This is a genomic window from Pseudomonas sp. PSB11 (assembly GCF_014596605.1).
Classification (GTDB): domain Bacteria; phylum Pseudomonadota; class Gammaproteobacteria; order Pseudomonadales; family Pseudomonadaceae; genus Aquipseudomonas; species Aquipseudomonas umsongensis.
Genome location: NZ_NOIO01000014.1, coordinates 142,474 through 158,887, shown reverse-complemented (window position 1 = coordinate 158,887; position 16,414 = coordinate 142,474). Strand labels below are relative to the sequence as shown.

Annotated in this window: 15 protein-coding genes; 5 read left to right on the top strand and 10 right to left on the bottom strand. The window is 59.9% G+C overall.

The window, feature by feature from the left end; genetic code table 11:
* Positions 1–294: 294 nt before the first annotated feature.
* Together fadD1 and fadD2 are read right to left on the bottom strand one after the other, a co-directional pair.
* Positions 295–1,995 carry a long-chain-fatty-acid--CoA ligase FadD1 gene (gene fadD1, locus CGA21_RS17570; protein ID WP_110748867.1) on the bottom strand — a complete coding sequence of 567 codons (1,701 nt, stop codon included), beginning with the start codon at positions 1,993–1,995 and terminating at the stop codon, positions 295–297.
* A 355-nt stretch (positions 1,996–2,350) separates the two neighbouring features.
* Positions 2,351–4,039 carry a long-chain-fatty-acid--CoA ligase FadD2 gene (gene fadD2, locus CGA21_RS17565; protein WP_188264696.1) on the bottom strand — a complete coding sequence of 563 codons (1,689 nt, stop codon included), beginning with the start codon at positions 4,037–4,039 and terminating at the stop codon, positions 2,351–2,353.
* 226 nt (positions 4,040–4,265) lie between these two features.
* Between fadD2 and CGA21_RS17560 the strand changes: the two genes are divergently transcribed.
* Together CGA21_RS17560 and CGA21_RS17555 are read left to right on the top strand one after the other, a co-directional pair.
* Positions 4,266–5,210 carry an alpha/beta hydrolase gene (locus tag CGA21_RS17560; protein WP_188264695.1) on the top strand — a complete coding sequence of 315 codons (945 nt, stop codon included), beginning with the start codon at positions 4,266–4,268 and terminating at the stop codon, positions 5,208–5,210.
* Between the two features lie 41 nt (positions 5,211–5,251).
* Entirely contained in the window at positions 5,252–5,722 is a 471-nt protein-coding gene (locus tag CGA21_RS17555) for a MaoC family dehydratase (RefSeq protein WP_008056792.1), read from the top strand.
* A gap of 59 nt (positions 5,723–5,781) precedes the next feature.
* On the opposite strand, the gene CGA21_RS17550 is transcribed toward CGA21_RS17555, so the two are convergent.
* The 4 genes from CGA21_RS17550 to CGA21_RS17535 all read right to left on the bottom strand — a co-directional run bounded on the left by CGA21_RS17550 (position 5,782) and on the right by CGA21_RS17535 (position 9,535).
* The gene (locus tag CGA21_RS17550) at positions 5,782–6,645 is read right to left on the bottom strand and encodes an HlyD family secretion protein (protein WP_110748861.1); all 864 of its coding nucleotides are present in this window, start codon (positions 6,643–6,645) and stop codon (positions 5,782–5,784) included.
* A 10-nt stretch (positions 6,646–6,655) separates the two neighbouring features.
* The gene (locus tag CGA21_RS17545) at positions 6,656–6,862 is read right to left on the bottom strand and encodes a DUF1656 domain-containing protein (RefSeq protein WP_020797026.1); all 207 of its coding nucleotides are present in this window, start codon (positions 6,860–6,862) and stop codon (positions 6,656–6,658) included.
* The gene (locus CGA21_RS17540) at positions 6,849–8,837 is read right to left on the bottom strand and encodes an FUSC family protein (RefSeq protein ID WP_110748859.1); all 1,989 of its coding nucleotides are present in this window, start codon (positions 8,835–8,837) and stop codon (positions 6,849–6,851) included. The genes CGA21_RS17545 and CGA21_RS17540 overlap by 14 nt, the downstream gene beginning before the upstream one ends.
* Positions 8,838–9,067: 230 nt before the next feature.
* The gene (locus tag CGA21_RS17535) at positions 9,068–9,535 is read right to left on the bottom strand and encodes a ferritin-like domain-containing protein (RefSeq protein ID WP_110748857.1); all 468 of its coding nucleotides are present in this window, start codon (positions 9,533–9,535) and stop codon (positions 9,068–9,070) included.
* A 204-nt stretch (positions 9,536–9,739) separates the two neighbouring features.
* On the opposite strand from CGA21_RS17535, the gene CGA21_RS17530 reads away from it, so the two are divergent.
* Positions 9,740–9,976, top strand: coding sequence for a DUF3820 family protein (locus CGA21_RS17530; RefSeq protein ID WP_008056784.1), 237 nt, complete (start codon positions 9,740–9,742; stop codon positions 9,974–9,976).
* Positions 9,977–10,000: 24 nt separating this feature from the next.
* Positions 10,001–11,182, top strand: coding sequence for an aminotransferase class V-fold PLP-dependent enzyme (locus CGA21_RS17525; protein ID WP_188264694.1), 1,182 nt, complete (start codon positions 10,001–10,003; stop codon positions 11,180–11,182).
* A 195-nt stretch (positions 11,183–11,377) separates the two neighbouring features.
* Here CGA21_RS17525 and CGA21_RS17520 read toward each other — a convergent pair whose 3' ends face one another.
* From CGA21_RS17520 to zwf, 3 genes are read right to left on the bottom strand one after another with little or no spacing between them, the layout of a single operon-like run.
* The gene (locus CGA21_RS17520) at positions 11,378–12,043 is read right to left on the bottom strand and encodes a bifunctional 4-hydroxy-2-oxoglutarate aldolase/2-dehydro-3-deoxy-phosphogluconate aldolase (protein WP_020797030.1); all 666 of its coding nucleotides are present in this window, start codon (positions 12,041–12,043) and stop codon (positions 11,378–11,380) included.
* A 17-nt stretch (positions 12,044–12,060) separates the two neighbouring features.
* On the bottom strand, positions 12,061–12,774 hold the full coding sequence (pgl, locus tag CGA21_RS17515; protein WP_110748853.1) for a 6-phosphogluconolactonase: 714 nt from the start codon (positions 12,772–12,774) through the stop codon (positions 12,061–12,063).
* Positions 12,761–14,230 (bottom strand): glucose-6-phosphate dehydrogenase, encoded by a 1,470-nt coding sequence (zwf, locus tag CGA21_RS17510; protein WP_020797032.1) that lies wholly within the window; start codon positions 14,228–14,230, stop codon positions 12,761–12,763. Before zwf ends, pgl begins: the two co-directional genes overlap by 14 nt.
* A gap of 228 nt (positions 14,231–14,458) precedes the next feature.
* Here zwf and CGA21_RS17505 point away from each other — a divergent pair, with 228 nt between their 5' ends.
* Positions 14,459–15,319 (top strand): MurR/RpiR family transcriptional regulator, encoded by an 861-nt coding sequence (locus CGA21_RS17505; protein WP_170948639.1) that lies wholly within the window; start codon positions 14,459–14,461, stop codon positions 15,317–15,319.
* Between the two features lie 137 nt (positions 15,320–15,456).
* Here the strand turns inward: CGA21_RS17505 and CGA21_RS17500 are convergent, their stop codons facing one another.
* On the bottom strand, positions 15,457–16,311 hold the full coding sequence (locus tag CGA21_RS17500; protein ID WP_110748852.1) for a D-hexose-6-phosphate mutarotase: 855 nt from the start codon (positions 16,309–16,311) through the stop codon (positions 15,457–15,459).
* Positions 16,312–16,414 lie beyond the last annotated feature (103 nt).

Sequence of the window (16,414 nt, the reverse complement as noted above, 5' to 3'; positions counted from 1 at the left end):
AACTGGCGCGGGATCGCACTGAGCAGGTGGGCTAAACGGGTGCTGGTAAACATGAGCCAAAATCGAGTCTGAAAAATCCGATTATGACTGACGGCCGCCAACAGCAAGGGGGAGCAAGCTCCCCCTTTGGTTTTTACCGGACACTAGTGACGCTCTGCGTGGGAATGCCTCAAGGGACGCTCCGCGTTCCAGCTGTAAAAAGGGACGCGGAGCGTCCCGGGCTGCATTCCCACGCAGAGCGTGGGAACGATCACCCAAACAAAAAGCCCCGCATCTGCGGGGCTTTTTGTTTGATTACGCGGCGGTTTTCTTCGCGTTGATCTTCTTCAACTCTTCATCACGCAGTTCACGACGCAGGATCTTGCCTACGTTGGTGGTCGGCAGCGCATCGCGGAACTCCACCGCTTTTGGAACCTTGTAGCCGGTGACGTTGGCGCGCATGTGCTCCATCACCTGCTCCTTGGTCAGGGTCACGCCCGGCTTGGCGACGATGAATATCTTGATCGCCTCGCCCGACTTCTCGTCCGGTACACCGATGGCCGCGCATTGCAGCACGCCCGGCAGTGTCGCGAGCACGTCTTCAAGCTCGTTCGGGTACACGTTGAAGCCGGACACCAGGATCATGTCTTTCTTGCGATCGACAATGCGCATGTAGCCATCCGCCTGGATCAGCGCAATGTCGCCGGTTTTCAACCAGCCTTCGCTGTCGAGGATTTCATCGGTGGCTTCCTGGCGCTGCCAGTAGCCCTTCATGACTTGCGGGCCTTTCACGCACAACTCACCGATCTCGCCCAATGGCTGTTCGACACCGGCATCATTGACGATTTTGCACAGGGTCGACGGCACCGGAATGCCAATGGTGCCGATCTGGATGTTCTGGATCGGGTTGACCGTGGCCACCGGGCTGGTTTCGGTCATGCCGTAACCTTCGCAGATGGCGCAACCGGTGACTGCTTTCCAGCGCTCGGCCGCCGCCAGTTGCAGGGCCATGCCCCCGGACAGGGTGACTTTCAGCGCCGAAAAATCCAGCTTGCGGAAGCCTTCGTTGTTGCACAGGGCCACGAACAAGGTGTTGAGGCCGACGAAACCGCTGAACTTCCACTTCGACAGTTCCTTGACCATCGCCGGCAGGTCGCGCGGGTTGCTGATCAGGATGTTGTGGTTGCCGATCAGCATCATCGCCATGCAATGAAAGGTGAAGGCATAGATGTGGTACAGCGGCAGCGGCGTGATCAGGATCTCGCAGCCTTCATTAAGGTTGGAGCCCATCAGCGCCTTGCACTGCAGCATGTTGGCCACCAGGTTGCGGTGGGTCAGCATCGCGCCCTTGGCGACGCCAGTGGTGCCGCCGGTGTATTGCAGCACCGCGACATCGCTGCTGGCCGGGCTGGCTTCGGTCACGGGCTGGCCATGGCCCTTGCTCAGCACATCGTTGAACTTGACGGCTTTGGGCAAGTGATAGGCCGGCACCATCTTCTTCACGTACTTGATCACGCTGTTGATCAGCAGGCGCTTGAGCGGTGGCAGCAGGTCTGCCACTTCGGTGACGATCACGTGCTTGACCCCGGTTTTCGGCACGACGGTTTCAGCCAGGTGCGCCATGTTGGCCAGGCAAACCAGGGCTTTGGCACCGGAGTCGTTGAACTGGTGCTCCATCTCCCGCGCGGTGTACAGCGGGTTGGTGTTGACCACGATCAAGCCGGCACGGATGGCGCCGAAGACGGCAACCGGGTACTGCAACACGTTAGGCAGTTGCACGGCGATTCGATCGCCCGGCTGTAAATCGGTATGCTGTTGCAGGTAAGCGGCAAAGGCACCGGACAATTCGTACAGCTCACCGTAGGTGATTGTCCTGCCCAGGTTGCTGAATGCCGGTTTGTTGGCGAAGCGTTGGCAGGACTGCTTCAACACTGCCTGAATATTCGGGTACTCGTCTGGATTGATGTCGGCAGCAATTCCAGCTGGGTACTTATCCTTCCAAAAGTCTTCGATCATGGAAGCCCACTCCTCAGCAACGCGAATTCAACACCGCATTTGATGCGATTATTATTGGTGTTTGTCTATAGGTGAGTCTGGCTTTTACTAGGCCGAGAAGTCACAAAGCGCGCCGAGAGTAGCAGCTTTGAAAAGGGTCGACTAGAGCCAAAAGCGGCCTCTACGGTCACAATTGTGACTCAAGATTGCTAATCGGTCATTTTAGAGCAAAAGACCTATATGTCGCTGAAAGCCCCGAAATTCGGGCTATCAAAGCAAAGGATCGCAGCCTTCGACAGCTCCTACAGGGATCTCGTTCCATTGTAGGAGCTGCCGAAGGCTGCGATCTTTTGGGACCGCCTCGATCTACGACCTGCTACGCGATATCGCGCAACTCCCGCCGCAGAATCTTGCCCACCGGCGTCATCGGCAACGATTCACGCAAGACGATGTGCTTGGGCACTTTGTATGCCGTGAAGTTTTCCTTGCAGTAGGCCTTCAGCTCTTCAAGGCTGACCCCTGCCTCACGAGCCACCACGAACAATTTCACCGCCTCGCCCGAACGCTCGTCCGGCACACCGATCACCGCGCAGTTGGCGACTTTCGGGTGAGCCATGACCACGTCTTCGATTTCGTTCGGGTACACGTTGAAACCCGAGACAATGATCATGTCCTTCTTGCGATCGACGATGCGCACGAAGCCGTCCGGATCGATCACGGCGATGTCACCCGATTTGAACCAGCCCTCGGCATCCAGCACTTCGTTGGTCGCTTCGGGTTTCTGCCAGTAGCCCTTCATGATCTGCGGGCCCTTGATGCACAACTCGCCCCGCTCGCCCAATGGCTGCTCGACACCTTCGTCGTTGATCACTTTCAAGGTAGTGCCCGGCACCGGCAGGCCGACCGTGCCGATGCGCGACTGGTCGCCGTACGGGTTGGTGCAGGCCACCGGCGAGGTTTCGGTCAGGCCGTAACCTTCGGTGATGCGGCAACCGGTCAACTGTTCCCAGCGCTCGGCCGTGGCCTTGACCAGTGCGGTGCCGCCGGAGTTGGTGAGTTTCAGGCTGGAGAAGTCGAGGGTCTTGAAGTCCGGGTGGTCCATCAGCGCAACGAACAGCGTGTTGAGCCCCAGCAATGCCGAGAACCGCCAGTTTTTCAGCTCCTTGATGAAGCCGCCAATGTCCCGAGGATTGGTGATCAGCACGTTGTGGTTGCCGGTCACCATCATGCACATGCAATTGGCCGTGAAGGCATAGATATGGTACAGCGGCAGCGGTGCAATCATCACCTCCTGGCCTTCGCGCAGCAGCGCCTGGCCGTCGGCCGCGAACTGGCTGAGGCAGGCCCGCGCCTGCTGCATGTTCGCCACCAGGTTACCGTGGGTCAGCATCGCCCCCTTGGCCAGGCCGGTGGTACCGCCGGTGTATTGCAGCACGGCGATGTCATTGAGCCCGGCCTTGGGCGCCTTGATACCCTTGCCGCGCCCCTGGAGTAGCGCACTCTTGAACGAAATGGCCTGGGGCAAGGCGTACGCCGGGACCATTTTCTTGACCTTGCTCACCAGCGTATTGACCAGCCAGCCCTTGGCGGTGGGCATCAGGTCGCCCATCTTCGCTTCGATCAGGTACTGGATGTCGGTGTCCGGGAGCACTTCCTGGACCTTGGCCCCGAACATGTTCAGGTACACCAGTGCCCGGGCACCGGAGTCCTTGAACTGATGACGCATCTCCCGCGCGGTGTACAGCGGGTTGGTGTTGACCACGATCAGCCCGGCGCGCAAGGCGCCGAATACGGCGATCGGGTATTGCAGGACGTTGGGCATCTGCACCGCGATGCGATCCCCCGGCACCAGGTCGGTGTGGGCTTGCAGGTAACCGGCGAACGCTGCGCTGTAGCGTTCCAGTTCGGCGTAGGTCAGGGTGACCCCCATGTTGCTGAATGCCGGGCGGTCCGCGAACTTCTTGCAGGAACGTTCGAACACCTCGATGACCGACTTGTATTCAGCGACATCAATGTCCAGGGGTACGCCGGCCGGGCGTTTGTCATTCCAGAAATCAGGTTGCATTGTTCTTGTCCTCTTTACCTGAACCTATCCGGGGCCGCTGCTCTGTCTTTTCGCACAACAGAACGCGGAGCTTCACGGACACTAGCAGCTATGGTGAATCAGGCAAATATGGGCCAAGGCGTCATTGATCGTGTGAATCTTCCCGCCGTGGCGTGGGCTGATGCCAGCGGCTTTATGCGCTATACAATGCAACCACCTCGCGCACCCTGCATGGAAAGGAATCGCCATGATCCACGACACGTTCTGGCTGACCACCAGTGACCGCAACCGCCTCTTCGCCAACCAGTGGCTACCTGCTGGCGAGCTCAAGGCCGTAATTTTGCTGGCTCACGGCATGGCAGAACACAGCGGCCGCTACGCGCGCCTGGCGGAAAAATTCTGCGAGCAGGGCTACGGTGTCTACGCGCCGGACCTGCGTGGACATGGCAAAACTGCCGAAAACGGGACGCTCGGTCATTTCGCCGACAGTGACGGCTGGGCCAAAGTGGTGGGCGACCTGGCGTGCCTCAACCAGCACATCGGCCAGCAACATCCCGGGGTGCCTATCGTGCTGCTTGGGCACAGCATGGGCAGCTACATCGCCCAGGCCTATCTGCTGCATCACAGTGCCAGCCTGCACGGGGCCATTCTCAGCGGTTCGAACTTCCAGCCGGTGGCGCTTTATCGTGCAGCCCGTCAAATCGCCCGTGTCGAACGCCTGCGCCAGGGCCCCAAGGGCCGTAGCGCCCTGATCGAATGGCTGTCGTTTGGCTCGTTCAACAAAAAATTCAAACCGGCGCGCACCCGCTTCGACTGGCTCAGCCGTGACCCGGTGGAAGTCGACCTGTACGCCAACGATCCGCTGTGCGGCTTTCGTTGTACCAACCAGCTTTGGATCGACTTGCTCGGCGGGTTGCAGCAAATCAGCAAAGCGTCCAATCTCGCCCAGATCGATCCGGGCCTGCCGTTGCTGGTGATCGGCGGCGAATGTGATCCGGTGAGTGAGGGCAAGCGTCTGAAGGATCTGGCCAACGCGCTGCGCGAGGCTGGCAGCCAGAACTTGCAACTGACCGTTTATCCGCAGGCACGGCACGAACTGTTCAATGACATCAACCGTGATGAAGTGACGAGCGACGTGTTGGCCTGGATCAACCAGGCGTTGAGCAGTCCACGACCACACCGAACCGAATAGTTTTTTGTGAATTTTTTAATTCGTCACAGGAATCGAGAGACATGACCCAGGTTACCAACACCCCTTACGAAGACCTCGAAGTCGGCCAGACCGCCAGCTTCAGCAAAACCGTTGAAGAGCGTGATATCCAGCTGTTCGCCGCGATGTCCGGCGACCACAACCCGGTGCACCTGGACGCCGAATACGCCGCCAGTACCATGTTCAAGGAACGAATCGCCCACGGCATGTTCAGCGGCGCGCTGATCAGTGCCGCGGTGGCCTGCGAGCTGCCTGGGCCCGGCACCATCTACATCGGCCAGCAGATGAGCTTTCAGAAGCCGGTGAAGATTGGCGACACCCTGACGGTGCGCCTGGAAATCCTCGAGAAACTGCCGAAGTTTCGCGTGCGCATTGCCACTCGCGTGTTCAACCAGCGCGATGAGCTGGTGGTGGATGGCGAGGCGCAGATCCTCGCGCCGCGCAAGCAACAGTCGGTGACCTTGACCGAGTTGCCGCCGATCAGCATTGGCTGATCTGAGACCCTTAGACAGGTTTCTCCGTGGCGAGGGGATTTATCCCCTCGCCACGACGATCAGCGCTCCCCCTCCTGCACCTGCACGCTCGCCGTCATCCCCGCACTCAAGTTGAGCCCCTCGGGCACGTTCTCCAACTTGATCCGCACCGGTATCCGTTGCGCCAGCCGAACCCAGTTGAATGTCGGCTCCACCTCTGCCAACAACTGGCCATCCGGCGTGGTATTGCGGTCGGCAATCCCCCGGCTGATGCTTTCCACCCGCCCCTGCAAGGCATCCCCGGCACTCATCAACCAGACTTTCACCGGGTCGCCGACATGGATGCGCGGCAGTTTGGTTTCTTCGAAATACGCCTGCACATAAAAGGTCGAGTCATCGATAAGGGCCATTACCGATTGCCCGGCATTCACATAGTTGCCTTGGGCCAGGCGCAGGTTGGTGATGTGCCCGTTGCGCGGGGCGTGAACCTGGCTGCGGTCCAGATTGATTTGCGCAGCCTTGGCTTCGGCCTGGGCTTCGCGCAGTTCGCCACGGGCGATGCCGGCGTTGATCTGCGCGTTTTCCCGCAGCTCCGCACTGATCGCCTGCGGCCCAAGACTGGCGCGCCGGCTGGCTTCGCGCTCGCGTAGATTGAGTTGTTGCTGGCGGGTCTGCACCACGGCTTCTGCCTTTTCCAACGCAGCTTCGAAACGGTCGCGGTCAATGCTCAGCAACAAGTCGCCGGCCTTGACCTGCTGGTTGTCGTAGGCTTTGAGCTCGCGCACCCAACCTGACACATCCGGGGAAATCACCACCACGTCGGCACGGATGCGCGCGTCGCGGGTCCAGGGTGTCAGCATGTAGTACTGCCACAAATGAAAACCGGCAAAAATTGCCACCGCCACCAGGCACAGGGTGACCGCGACACGTACAGAAGTACGCATATTCAACTCCTTACAAAGGTCCGAGGACGACGGTGATCACGGTCAATACGCAGACGTACAAGGCGCAATCAAATAACGCTTCATGCCATATCCAGCGACTCACCGGCGTCAGGCGCAACAGCAGGCGCAAGGCGCCGGTCACCAGCAGCGCCAGCACCACATAAATCAGGAACGGGCTGAGCAGCACGCCACCCACTGACCACTCACGCAAGCCCATCAATGTCCTCCTGCTGGCGGCACCAGGCGCGCCAGCTGTTTTGCAATTGCAGCACCGCACCCTGGGCCAGTTTCACCGCATCGCCGGGTGGCAAGGCGTACAAGGTTTGCAGCAACGCTGCACTCGGTTCGGCCAATGCCTCGGCGCGACTGCCAGCGGGGCCTTGGCGCAGCACATTTTCCAGGTCATCGAGATATCGCCGCTGCGGCTCTGTGACCGGCACCTGCGCCACCGCCAGGCTCAAGCGCAGGTGCAACAATTCATCGCCGATGTCCAGGCCCAGCAAGCCATCGTCCCAACGACTGCGCGCTGGCTCCGGCAGTTCCGGATAGTGCCGCGCCAATTGCAGCAAACGGTCGGCCATGCGTCCACCGAACCAGCTTTCAGCGCCGGCCAGGTTACGCCGTGTCAGGCGTACCAGATCATCCAGGGTTGCCGCCAGCAGGCGTCGGCCATGCCAGGTCGGGTTGCGCAGGATCAGCAACTGGAACGCCAGCACCGCCGCACCGACACCAATCACCATGGCCTGCGCGCTGTTGAAGAAGGTTGCGACGTCGAACTGCATCTGGTTCAACGGGGCGACCAATACGATGAAATGCAGGCAAAACGAGGTGGCGGTAGCGCCGATCTGCGCCTTGGCCATGCCCAGGGCACCCAAAAACAGCGGTACACCCATGCCCAGGCAGAGCATCGCGAAACTGCTCCATTGCGGCAGTAGAATTTGCCCGACGATAAACGCCGCCGGAATAGCCAGAAAAATGCCGCGCATGAAACTCATGCCGATCTGCGCACCGTTCTCGCGACTGGCAAACAGGCTGCAGACCACACAGGTCAATACCAGTGCACCGGCTGCGGCGGGCCAGGCGGTTGCCAGCCAAAAGCACGACACCACCAGGAAGGCCAGTGCGCTGCGGGCACCGAAGACCAGGGCCAGAGACAGATCGCGGTGTGGTGTCAGGGTTCTCGGCGGGTCGAGTGATTGGCCGCCCTGCTCCACCACTTTCAACGCCGCGTTTGCCGCCATGGCGGTATCTATCAACAAGGTGAAACGGACCAGGCAGTAACTCTGCGCAGAACTGATGCCCGAATCATGGGAAGCATCGAGCAAGCGCGGGCGCAATGCTTGCAGGGTCGCGGTATCGGCGTTGTTCAGCGCCTCCTGAACCTCGTTAATCCAGGGCAACAACTGCTCGGACTCTGGTAACGCCAACTGCTTCCACTGCCTGCGCACCGAACGGGCAATACGCAGCAGCATCAACAGTTTCTGGCTCAAGCCACTGATGGCCCGCGCACGTTGTCGACCACGGCTGCCTTCAAACCAGGCATGTTCGCGCTGGGCGTCCACCGCAACGATTCGTCCGAGGATTTCCAGCAGACCCTTGCGCGCCTGGGCGTCACCGGCCAGCGTCGCCTGCGCCGCATTAAAACCGCTTTGCCAGGCAGCCCGGGCCTGATCGGCCAATTGCCGTTCGACCCGCAGCGGCCAGAGCAAGGCACTGCTGGCCGTGGCGCAGATAATACCCAGGCAGATTTCCGTGCAGCGCGCCACCGCCTGATCGAACACCGTCAGCGGATGATTGATAGCGGGCAAGGCAATGATCGCCACCGTGTAGCCGGCCAACACAAATGAATAGGACCAAGCGCTGCGCAACAGCGTTGAACTGGCGGTACACAGCCCTAGCCACAACGCCAGGGCCAGCAGGAACAACCAGGGCGTCTGGGCGAAGACCCCCATGAACACGACCGACATGATTGTCCCGACCAAGGTCCCCAGCAGCCGCGCCAGGCCCTTTTGCAGCACCATACCCGACAACGGCTGGGCCACGATGAAGGCCGTCATCAACGCCCAGGCCGGTTGCTCAAGACCCCAGCGCAACGCCAGCCACAGCGCCACGCCCCCGCCGATAAGGGTCTTGATCGCAAATTGCACGGCGCGGCGGTCGGGCAGGAACAGGGCCTGCAAAGTGATAGGCACGGAGTGGACTCTTGGGAGCACGATTTAACGATAGTCGCTTCTCCCACGGCCCCTCGAAAAATACGGACGCTGTAGGAGCTGCCGAAGGCTGCGATCTTTTGATCTTCAGCGACTTCACGGACGCCAAAAGATCGCAGCCTTCGGCAGCGCCTACAAGGGTTATTGCGGTGTTAATGACGGGATACAAAAAAACGCCAGACTGGCTGGCGTTTTTGACAGCTAACGGACGCTTACGAGCGTGCGCGAGCCTGGTTGCGCAGGGCTTTCACCTGATCGTGATTGCGTTGTACGCCGTGGTACTGACGCTCTACGAGGTCGCGAATGCCCACCAGGTTGTGTTTGTTGATTTTTTCCATGGCGTCCCTGTAGGCCTTCAGTGCATGGTCTTCACCACGCTCGGCTTCATTGAGCACGGCCTCTTCGTCCTTGCCGGTGAACATCGACTTCACGTCGACCCAGCGACGGTGCAGATCACCGCTGACACTGGTGGAAGTTTCCGGATCGCCACCCAGGGAGCGCACGGCGCTTTGCAGTTCTGCAGCCGCCGCGGCACAGTCGGCCGAACGTTGCACGAACAGGGTTTTGAGCTCAGGGTGCTTGATGTCTTCAGCGCAAGTCTTGAACCCTTCCTGACCGTCCTTGCTGGTTTCAATCAGGTCGTTGAGTACAGAAATCGCTTCTTTATTCATGTCGGTCATTTTTCAATTCCTTGCGGGTTGATGAAAGATGCAATAGGTATTGCACTGGTCATGCCAGCCTGGAACCGATCGTTAATTTGTTATTTTTCAATAAGTTAGGATAAAACAGAAAATCTGTACCCGTTTTATTTGCATGATCTGTCATTTGGCCTGCATGCAGAATGCCTGTATTTTCCAGACTGATTGATTCAAGGCGACCGATTGATGAATCCTGAAAAGCTCGAATTGCTGATTACTCGCCAAATGCCCTTTGGCAAATACAAGGGCCGAATCATCGCCGACCTGCCCGGCCCCTACCTCAACTGGTTCGCCCGGGAAGGTTTCCCCCATGGCGAACTGGGGGGCTTGCTGGCCCTGATGCAGGAAATCGATCACAACGGCTTGTCCGAGTTGCTCGAACCCTTGCGCGCCAAACATGGCAAACCCGCACCCCGTCATTGAAATCGCCCACTCATCGAGTAATCCATGCCCGACAATACCCGCCGCGCCCGTGATGAAGCTTTCTGGCGAACCTTTGCCGACCGCTACGAAGTCCAACCTGGCCCGATCAATCTGGAAAACGGTTACTTCGGGCGAATGTCGCGCACGGTGGTCGAGGAATACCAACGCAACATCGAGCTGATCAACCGCAGCAACTCGGTTTATGTGCGCCAGCGTTTCGAACAAGGCCAGAGCCAGAAGATCAGTTCGCAGGTGGCCGGCTTGATTGGCGTTGCCGCAGAGAGCGTCGCCCTCACCCGCAACGCGACGGACGGACTGCAAGCGTTGATCCGCAACTACAACCGCTTGCAGCCGGGCGACCAGGTGTTGTTCAGCGACCTAGAGTACGACACGGTCAAGGGCGCCATGCGTTGGCTGGCGCGCAATCGCGGCGTCGAAGTGATCGAGATCGAGCACCCGCATCCCGCCAGTTTCGACAGCCTGCTGAACACCTACCGCGAAGCCTTCACGCGTTACCCGCGACTCAAGCTGATGGCCCTGACCCACGTCACCCACCGCACGGGCCTGGTGATGCCGGTCCAGGCGATTGCAGCCGCCGCCAGGGAACATGGCATCGACGTGATTCTCGACGGCGCCCACGCGTTGGGCCAGTTCGAATTCGATCTCAATGAGCTGGGTATCGACTTCGCCGCCTACAACCTGCACAAGTGGATCGGAGCGCCGCTGACCCTGGGTTTCATCTTCATCGCCCCAGAGCGCCTGGCCGACATCGACCCTGACATGGGCGAGATTCATTTCCCGGTGACCGACATCCGCGCCCGCACGCCCTATAGCACACCGAACATTCCTGCCTTGCTGACCCTGCCGCTGGTCATCGAGGAACATCATGCGATGGGCGGTTCGGCAGCCAAGGGGACGCGGCTGAACTATTTGCGCAACCTTTGGGTAAAGCCAGCACGCGAGCTGTCGGGCATTGAAGTCATGACGCCGGATGACCCAAGGCTGTATTGCGGCATCACGTCGATGCGCTTTGTCGCGCATGCCGACCAACAGCCAATGGTCGAACGCTTGCTGCGCGAATACAACCTGTTCACCGTGGTCCGCAGCGGTGCGGCCTGTGGTCCGTGTATCCGCATCACGCCGGGACTGACCACCACCGCGGCTGACATGATGCTGTTGACCACGGCGTTGACCGAACTGCACTAACGCCTGCTTCCTGTGTTGTAGGAGCGAGCATGCTCGCGATGGACTCGAGAACGCCATGGGTGTCAGGCTCCCCGCGTTATCGTTGACGACCATCGCGAGCATGCTCGCTCCTACACACAGGCAAAAAAAAACGGTGCACCGACCAAGCGCACCGTAAAGCCGTAAAACACACAACTACGTGTCAGGTAAAGCTGATCAGTCCAGCAGCGCCAAGGCCTCGGCGGTGCATTCCTGAATGCGGGCCCAGTCGCCGTTCTTGATCCACTCCGGATCCAGCATCCAGCTACCGCCCACGCACATGACGTTTTTCAATGCCATGTAGCTCTTGATATTGGCAGGCCCCACGCCGCCGGTCGGGCAGAATTTAACTTCGCCGAACGGACCGCCCAGTGCCTTGATGGCGGCGACGCCACCACTGACTTCTGCCGGGAACAGTTTGAAGCGGCGATAGCCCAGGCCGTAGCCCTCCATGATGCCCGAGGCGTTGCTGATGCCCGGCAACAGCGGAATCGGGCTGGCAACGCTGGCTTCCAGCAAATCGCGGGTAATGCCTGGCGTGACAATGAATTGCGAACCCGCCGCTTCGGCCGCAGCCAGCATGTGCCGATCGAGTACGGTGCCAGCACCGGTTACCAGCTCCGGACGCTGCTCTCGCAGGACCTGGATGGCCTTGAGGCCGAACTGCGAACGCAAGGTCACTTCCAGGGCGGTCAGGCCACCGGCGGCGAGGGCGTCGGCCAACGGCAGGATGTCCTGCTCGCGGGCAATGGTAATCACCGGCAGGATCCGCGCCTTGGCGCAGAGGCTGTCGATCAGGGCAACTTTATCCGCCATGGAAACGGTCGGGGATGGGTTTGTCATAGCGGCTGTTCCTTGGCTCATGGGCACCAGTAAATCTCTAACGTGGGTTGCAGAAAGGCGCGCACCGGCATTTCGGCGACATCGTCACCGGCCAGCGCGAAACTCAGGGTGGTCAGCTTGGACTGACCCGAAATCGACAGAATCTTGTGTCTGGCCGAGGCCAACAGCGCACGGCTCATGGTCAGGCGTTGATGCGGCACGGTCGGTGCGAGCATCGGCCAGCATCGACGAATGCCATCCGCCTTCAAGGCTTCGTCCAGGTTCGGGCTGTTGGGGAACAGCGAGGCAGTGTGACCGTCATCGCCCATGCCCAGCACCAGCACGTCGATCACCGGCAGTTCGGACAGCAAACGATCGGCCTGCTCGGCGGCCTGCTCCAGGTTGGCGCTGGCGCTGTACAGGCTCAGAAACTGCGCCTTGGCCGCAGGTCCCTGCAACAGGTATTTTTTCAGCAGGCCGGCATTGCTGTCGGCATGCTCGACCGGCACCCAACGCTCGTCGGCAAGGCTGACCACCACGCTCGACCAGTCCAGCGCCTGCTTGGCCAGGTGCTGGAAGAACGCCACCGGGCTGCGGCCACCGGAGACCACCAGGGTCGCCGTGCCTTGGGCCTCAATGGCATCGCTCAGTTGCTTGGCCACGTTCAGCGCAAGACTTTCAGCCAATAGCACCGGGCTTTTGAACGCATGTGCGTGAACACCCTGGGGCAGTTTCAAATCAGATATCGCCATACCACGACCTCCCGTCCCGCGTGATCAGAGCAATGGAACTCATCGGTCCCCAGGACCCAGCCGCATACGGCTTGGGCGCATCACCGGATTTTTTCCACCCGGCGATCAACTGGTCACACCACTTCCACGCGGCTTCGATTTCATCTTTACGGACAAACAGGTTCTGATTGCCGCGCATCACTTCCAGCAACAACCGCTCGTAGGCATCGGGGATCCGTGCGCTGCGCCAGGTGTCGGAAAAATTCAGCTGCAACGGACCGCTGCGCAGCTGCATGCCCTTGTCCAGGCCTTGTTCCTTGGTCATCACACGCAAGGAAATGCCTTCGTCCGGTTGCAGGCGGATAATCAGCTTGTTGCTGATCTGCAGGCGCTGCTCGGGAGCAAAAATGTAGTGCGACGGTTCCTTGAAGTGGATAACGATCTGCGACAGCTTCTGCGGCATGCGCTTGCCAGTGCGCAGGTAAAACGGCACGCCGGCCCAGCGCCAGTTGCGAATATCGGCACGCAGGGCGACGAAGGTCTCGGTGTCGCTCTGGGTGTTGGAATTGGGTTCTTCCAGGTAACCGGGCACCGGTTTGCCTTCGCTGTACCCGGCGATGTACTGGCCACGCACCACCTGGGTGGTCAGGCCTTCCGGGCTGATCGGCGCCAGCGCCTTGAGCACTTTGACTTTCTCGTCGCGGATGCTGTCGGCGGACAGGTCGGCCGGCGGGTCCATGGCGATCAGGCAGAGCAGTTGCAGCAGGTGGTTCTGGATCATGTCCCGCAGCTGGCCGGCCTTGTCGAAGTAGCCCCAGCGGCCTTCGATGCCGACCTTCTCGGCCACGGTGATTTCCACGTGGGAGATGTAGTTCTGGTTCCACTGGGTCTCGAACAGGCTGTTGGCAAAGCGCAAGGCGATCAGGTTCTGTACGGTTTCCTTGCCCAGGTAGTGGTCGATGCGATAAGTGCGGTTCTCCGGGAAGAACTGCGCCACGGCGTCATTGACCTTGCGCGAGGATTCCAGGTCCGAACCGATGGGCTTTTCCAGTACCACGCGGGTGTTTTCAGCCAGGCCGACCTTGGCCAGGTTCTCGCAGATCGCGCCGTAGACTGCTGCTGGCGTGGCGAAATAGGCGATGACCCGTTGCGCACTGCCGGCCACTTCAGCCAGGGCGATGTAATCTTCAGGCTTGAGGAAGTCGACGTGCAGGTAGCTCAGGCGCGCGAGGAAACGCTCGACCACGGCTTCGTCCAGCTCCTTGGCACCGACGTAGCGGCGCAGCTCGGAGGTAATGAACGCCAGGTGCTCCTGCGCGCTACCCGGCTCGCGGGCCAGCGCGATGATGCGCGTGTCCTCGTGCAGGAGGCCTGCGCCATCGAGTTGATACAGGGCAGGAAACAGCTTGCGCAAGGCCAGATCGCCCAAAGCGCCGAACAAGGCAAAGGTGCACGGTTCAACCGTAATCGAAGGCATGATGTTTGTTCTTTTATCAAGTTAAGCTACAAATACCTTTTTTCAAGGCATCACTCAAGGGAAAATGTAGTAATAACCACAACATTTTCGCAAAATACAGATTCCGAGTGGTGGTCGGTCGGAGCCATCAGTAGGATAGGCCACCGTTACGGGCCTCACCAAAGGCCCTTTTTGCATTAGCCGCGCGCTTATTGGCGCAGGTGAATCAAGGAAACTCATATGGACCGCGTGCGAAATTTACTGGAGCAGATCCAGAATCGCCTTGAAGAGCTGAACAAGGCCGAACGCAAAGTGGCCGAGGTGATCCTGCTCAATCCACAGCAGGCCACCCGATTCAGCATCGCCGCCCTCGCCCAGGCCGCCTCGGTCAGTGAGCCGACGGTAAACCGTTTCTGCCGTTCGTTCGGCGTCAGCGGTTACCCCGAGCTGAAGTTGCAGTTGGCCCAGAGCCTGGCGAGTGGCGCGGCCTACGTCAGCCGTGCGGTGGAGGCCGACGACAACCCCGAAGCCTATACGCAAAAAATCTTCGGTAGCGCCATCGCGTCACTGGACAGCGCTTGCCAGGCGCTGGACCCGAATCTGATCAGCCGCGCCGTTGACCTGTTGATCCAGGCCCGACAGATTCACTTCTTCGGCCTGGGCGCTTCAGCCCCTGTGGCACTGGATGCACAGCACAAGTTCTTCCGTTTCAACCTGGCCGTGACCGCCCATGCCGACGTGCTGATGCAGCGCATGATTGCTTCGGTGGCGCACACCGGCGAGTTGTTCGTGATCATTTCCTACACCGGCCGCACCCGCGAACTGGTGGAAGTGGCACGCATCGCCCGGGAGAACGGCGCTTCGGTGCTTGGCCTGACCGCCGAGAACTCGCCCCTGGCCAAGGCCAGTACCTTGAGCCTGAATATTCCATTGCCGGAAGACACCGACATCTATATGCCGATGACTTCGCGGATCATCCAGCTCACCGTGCTGGACGTGCTCGCCACCGGCATGACCTTGCGCCGAGGGGTGGATTTCCAGCCGCATTTGCGCAAGATCAAGGAGAGCTTGAATGCCAGCCGGTATCCGGTTGGAGATGAATTCAACTAAGCCAGCATTTTCATTGCCTGTCAGGGCCCCTTCGCGAGCAAGCCCGCTCCCACAGTTGACCCGGTTCCTTCAGTTGGAATGCGGTCGAATGTGGGAGCGAGCCTGCTCGCGAAGGGGCCAGCCGCAACACCGCAAAATCACGCCCCTACCCTGGCCTGCAAACTCAAGTGCGCCCGCTCCCCAGGCTTCAGGCACAGGCTGTCAGTGCCGCCACTCGCCGCCTCTACGCAAACGAATTCAGATATCTCATTCCAACTCACCCCCAACAACGGCCGCGAGCCCGGGTGCCAGACCACGGTGTCGGCGCTGGCGCCCGTATCGATGCACAACGCCCGCTCCCAGGCATGGTCGTTGAGCTGCAGCTCACCGTCATGCTGGAACACCCGCTGACAACCTCCATCGACGCGCAACTCGCCTTCCTGCTGGCAAACCTGGCGGTTCAACTGGTCATAGCCCTGCGCACCCTCCAGCCCAGACAGCGCTATCTCACTGACATCGCCAATACGCCAGTAAGCGTGCAAAGCCTGGCTCAATTGGCACGGCATGTCGTCCTGATGCTCAGTGCTCAGACGTAAGTCCATGCGCTCACCGAGGTGCGCGTGCAGGTCCACCTGCCAGTCGCACAGCTCAAGCTGCCAATGCAGGCGCACGCCATCGTCATCGCTACTGCTGTCGATCAGTTTCCAGTCAAGCAACCGCGCCCAACCATGGGATGGCCAGGCGTTTTCACTTGGATGTCGGCCATACCATGGCCAGCACACCGGCACGCCACCACGAATGGCCCCGACCTGCGGCCACTTCGCCGCGCACCACAGCCAGGGCTTCTGGCCCTTGGGCTGAAAGTGCAGCAACTGCGCACCCTGACGACTGAACACCGCCTGACACAGCGGATGATCGATCACCAACACGTCGCGCTTCTGATAGCGCTCCCATGCAAACACCGGCCGTTCACGCAGGGATTTGAAGAAACGTTGTAGCGGATGCTCAAGCATGTGCCACGGTCCTGAAAATCATCTGTTACCGGGGTGCGCGACCCGCAAAAAAAAGCGGACAGCCATAGCCGTCCGCAAAATGCGCACATGGAGAAGAGCTTAT

Bases quoted from the DNA above. Each gene is read 5' to 3' on its own strand.
- zwf (WP_020797032.1), bottom strand. From the start codon at position 14,230: ATGCCTTCGATTACGGTTGAACCGTGCACCTTTGCCTTGTTCGGCGCT.
- fadD1 (WP_110748867.1), bottom strand. From the start codon at position 1,995: ATGATCGAAGACTTTTGGAAGGATAAGTACCCAGCTGGAATTGCTGCC.
- CGA21_RS17545 (WP_020797026.1), bottom strand. From the start codon at position 6,862: ATGGGCTTGCGTGAGTGGTCAGTGGGTGGCGTGCTGCTCAGCCCGTTC.
- CGA21_RS17530 (WP_008056784.1), top strand. From the start codon at position 9,740: ATGAATCCTGAAAAGCTCGAATTGCTGATTACTCGCCAAATGCCCTTT.
- CGA21_RS17520 (WP_020797030.1), bottom strand. From the start codon at position 12,043: ATGACAAACCCATCCCCGACCGTTTCCATGGCGGATAAAGTTGCCCTG.
- CGA21_RS17560 (WP_188264695.1), top strand. From the start codon at position 4,266: ATGATCCACGACACGTTCTGGCTGACCACCAGTGACCGCAACCGCCTC.
- CGA21_RS17525 (WP_188264694.1), top strand. From the start codon at position 10,001: ATGCCCGACAATACCCGCCGCGCCCGTGATGAAGCTTTCTGGCGAACC.
- fadD2 (WP_188264696.1), bottom strand. From the start codon at position 4,039: ATGCAACCTGATTTCTGGAATGACAAACGCCCGGCCGGCGTACCCCTG.
- CGA21_RS17555 (WP_008056792.1), top strand. From the start codon at position 5,252: ATGACCCAGGTTACCAACACCCCTTACGAAGACCTCGAAGTCGGCCAG.
- CGA21_RS17535 (WP_110748857.1), bottom strand. From the start codon at position 9,535: ATGACCGACATGAATAAAGAAGCGATTTCTGTACTCAACGACCTGATT.
- pgl (WP_110748853.1), bottom strand. From the start codon at position 12,774: ATGGCGATATCTGATTTGAAACTGCCCCAGGGTGTTCACGCACATGCG.
- CGA21_RS17500 (WP_110748852.1), bottom strand. From the start codon at position 16,311: ATGCTTGAGCATCCGCTACAACGTTTCTTCAAATCCCTGCGTGAACGG.
- CGA21_RS17550 (WP_110748861.1), bottom strand. From the start codon at position 6,645: ATGCGTACTTCTGTACGTGTCGCGGTCACCCTGTGCCTGGTGGCGGTG.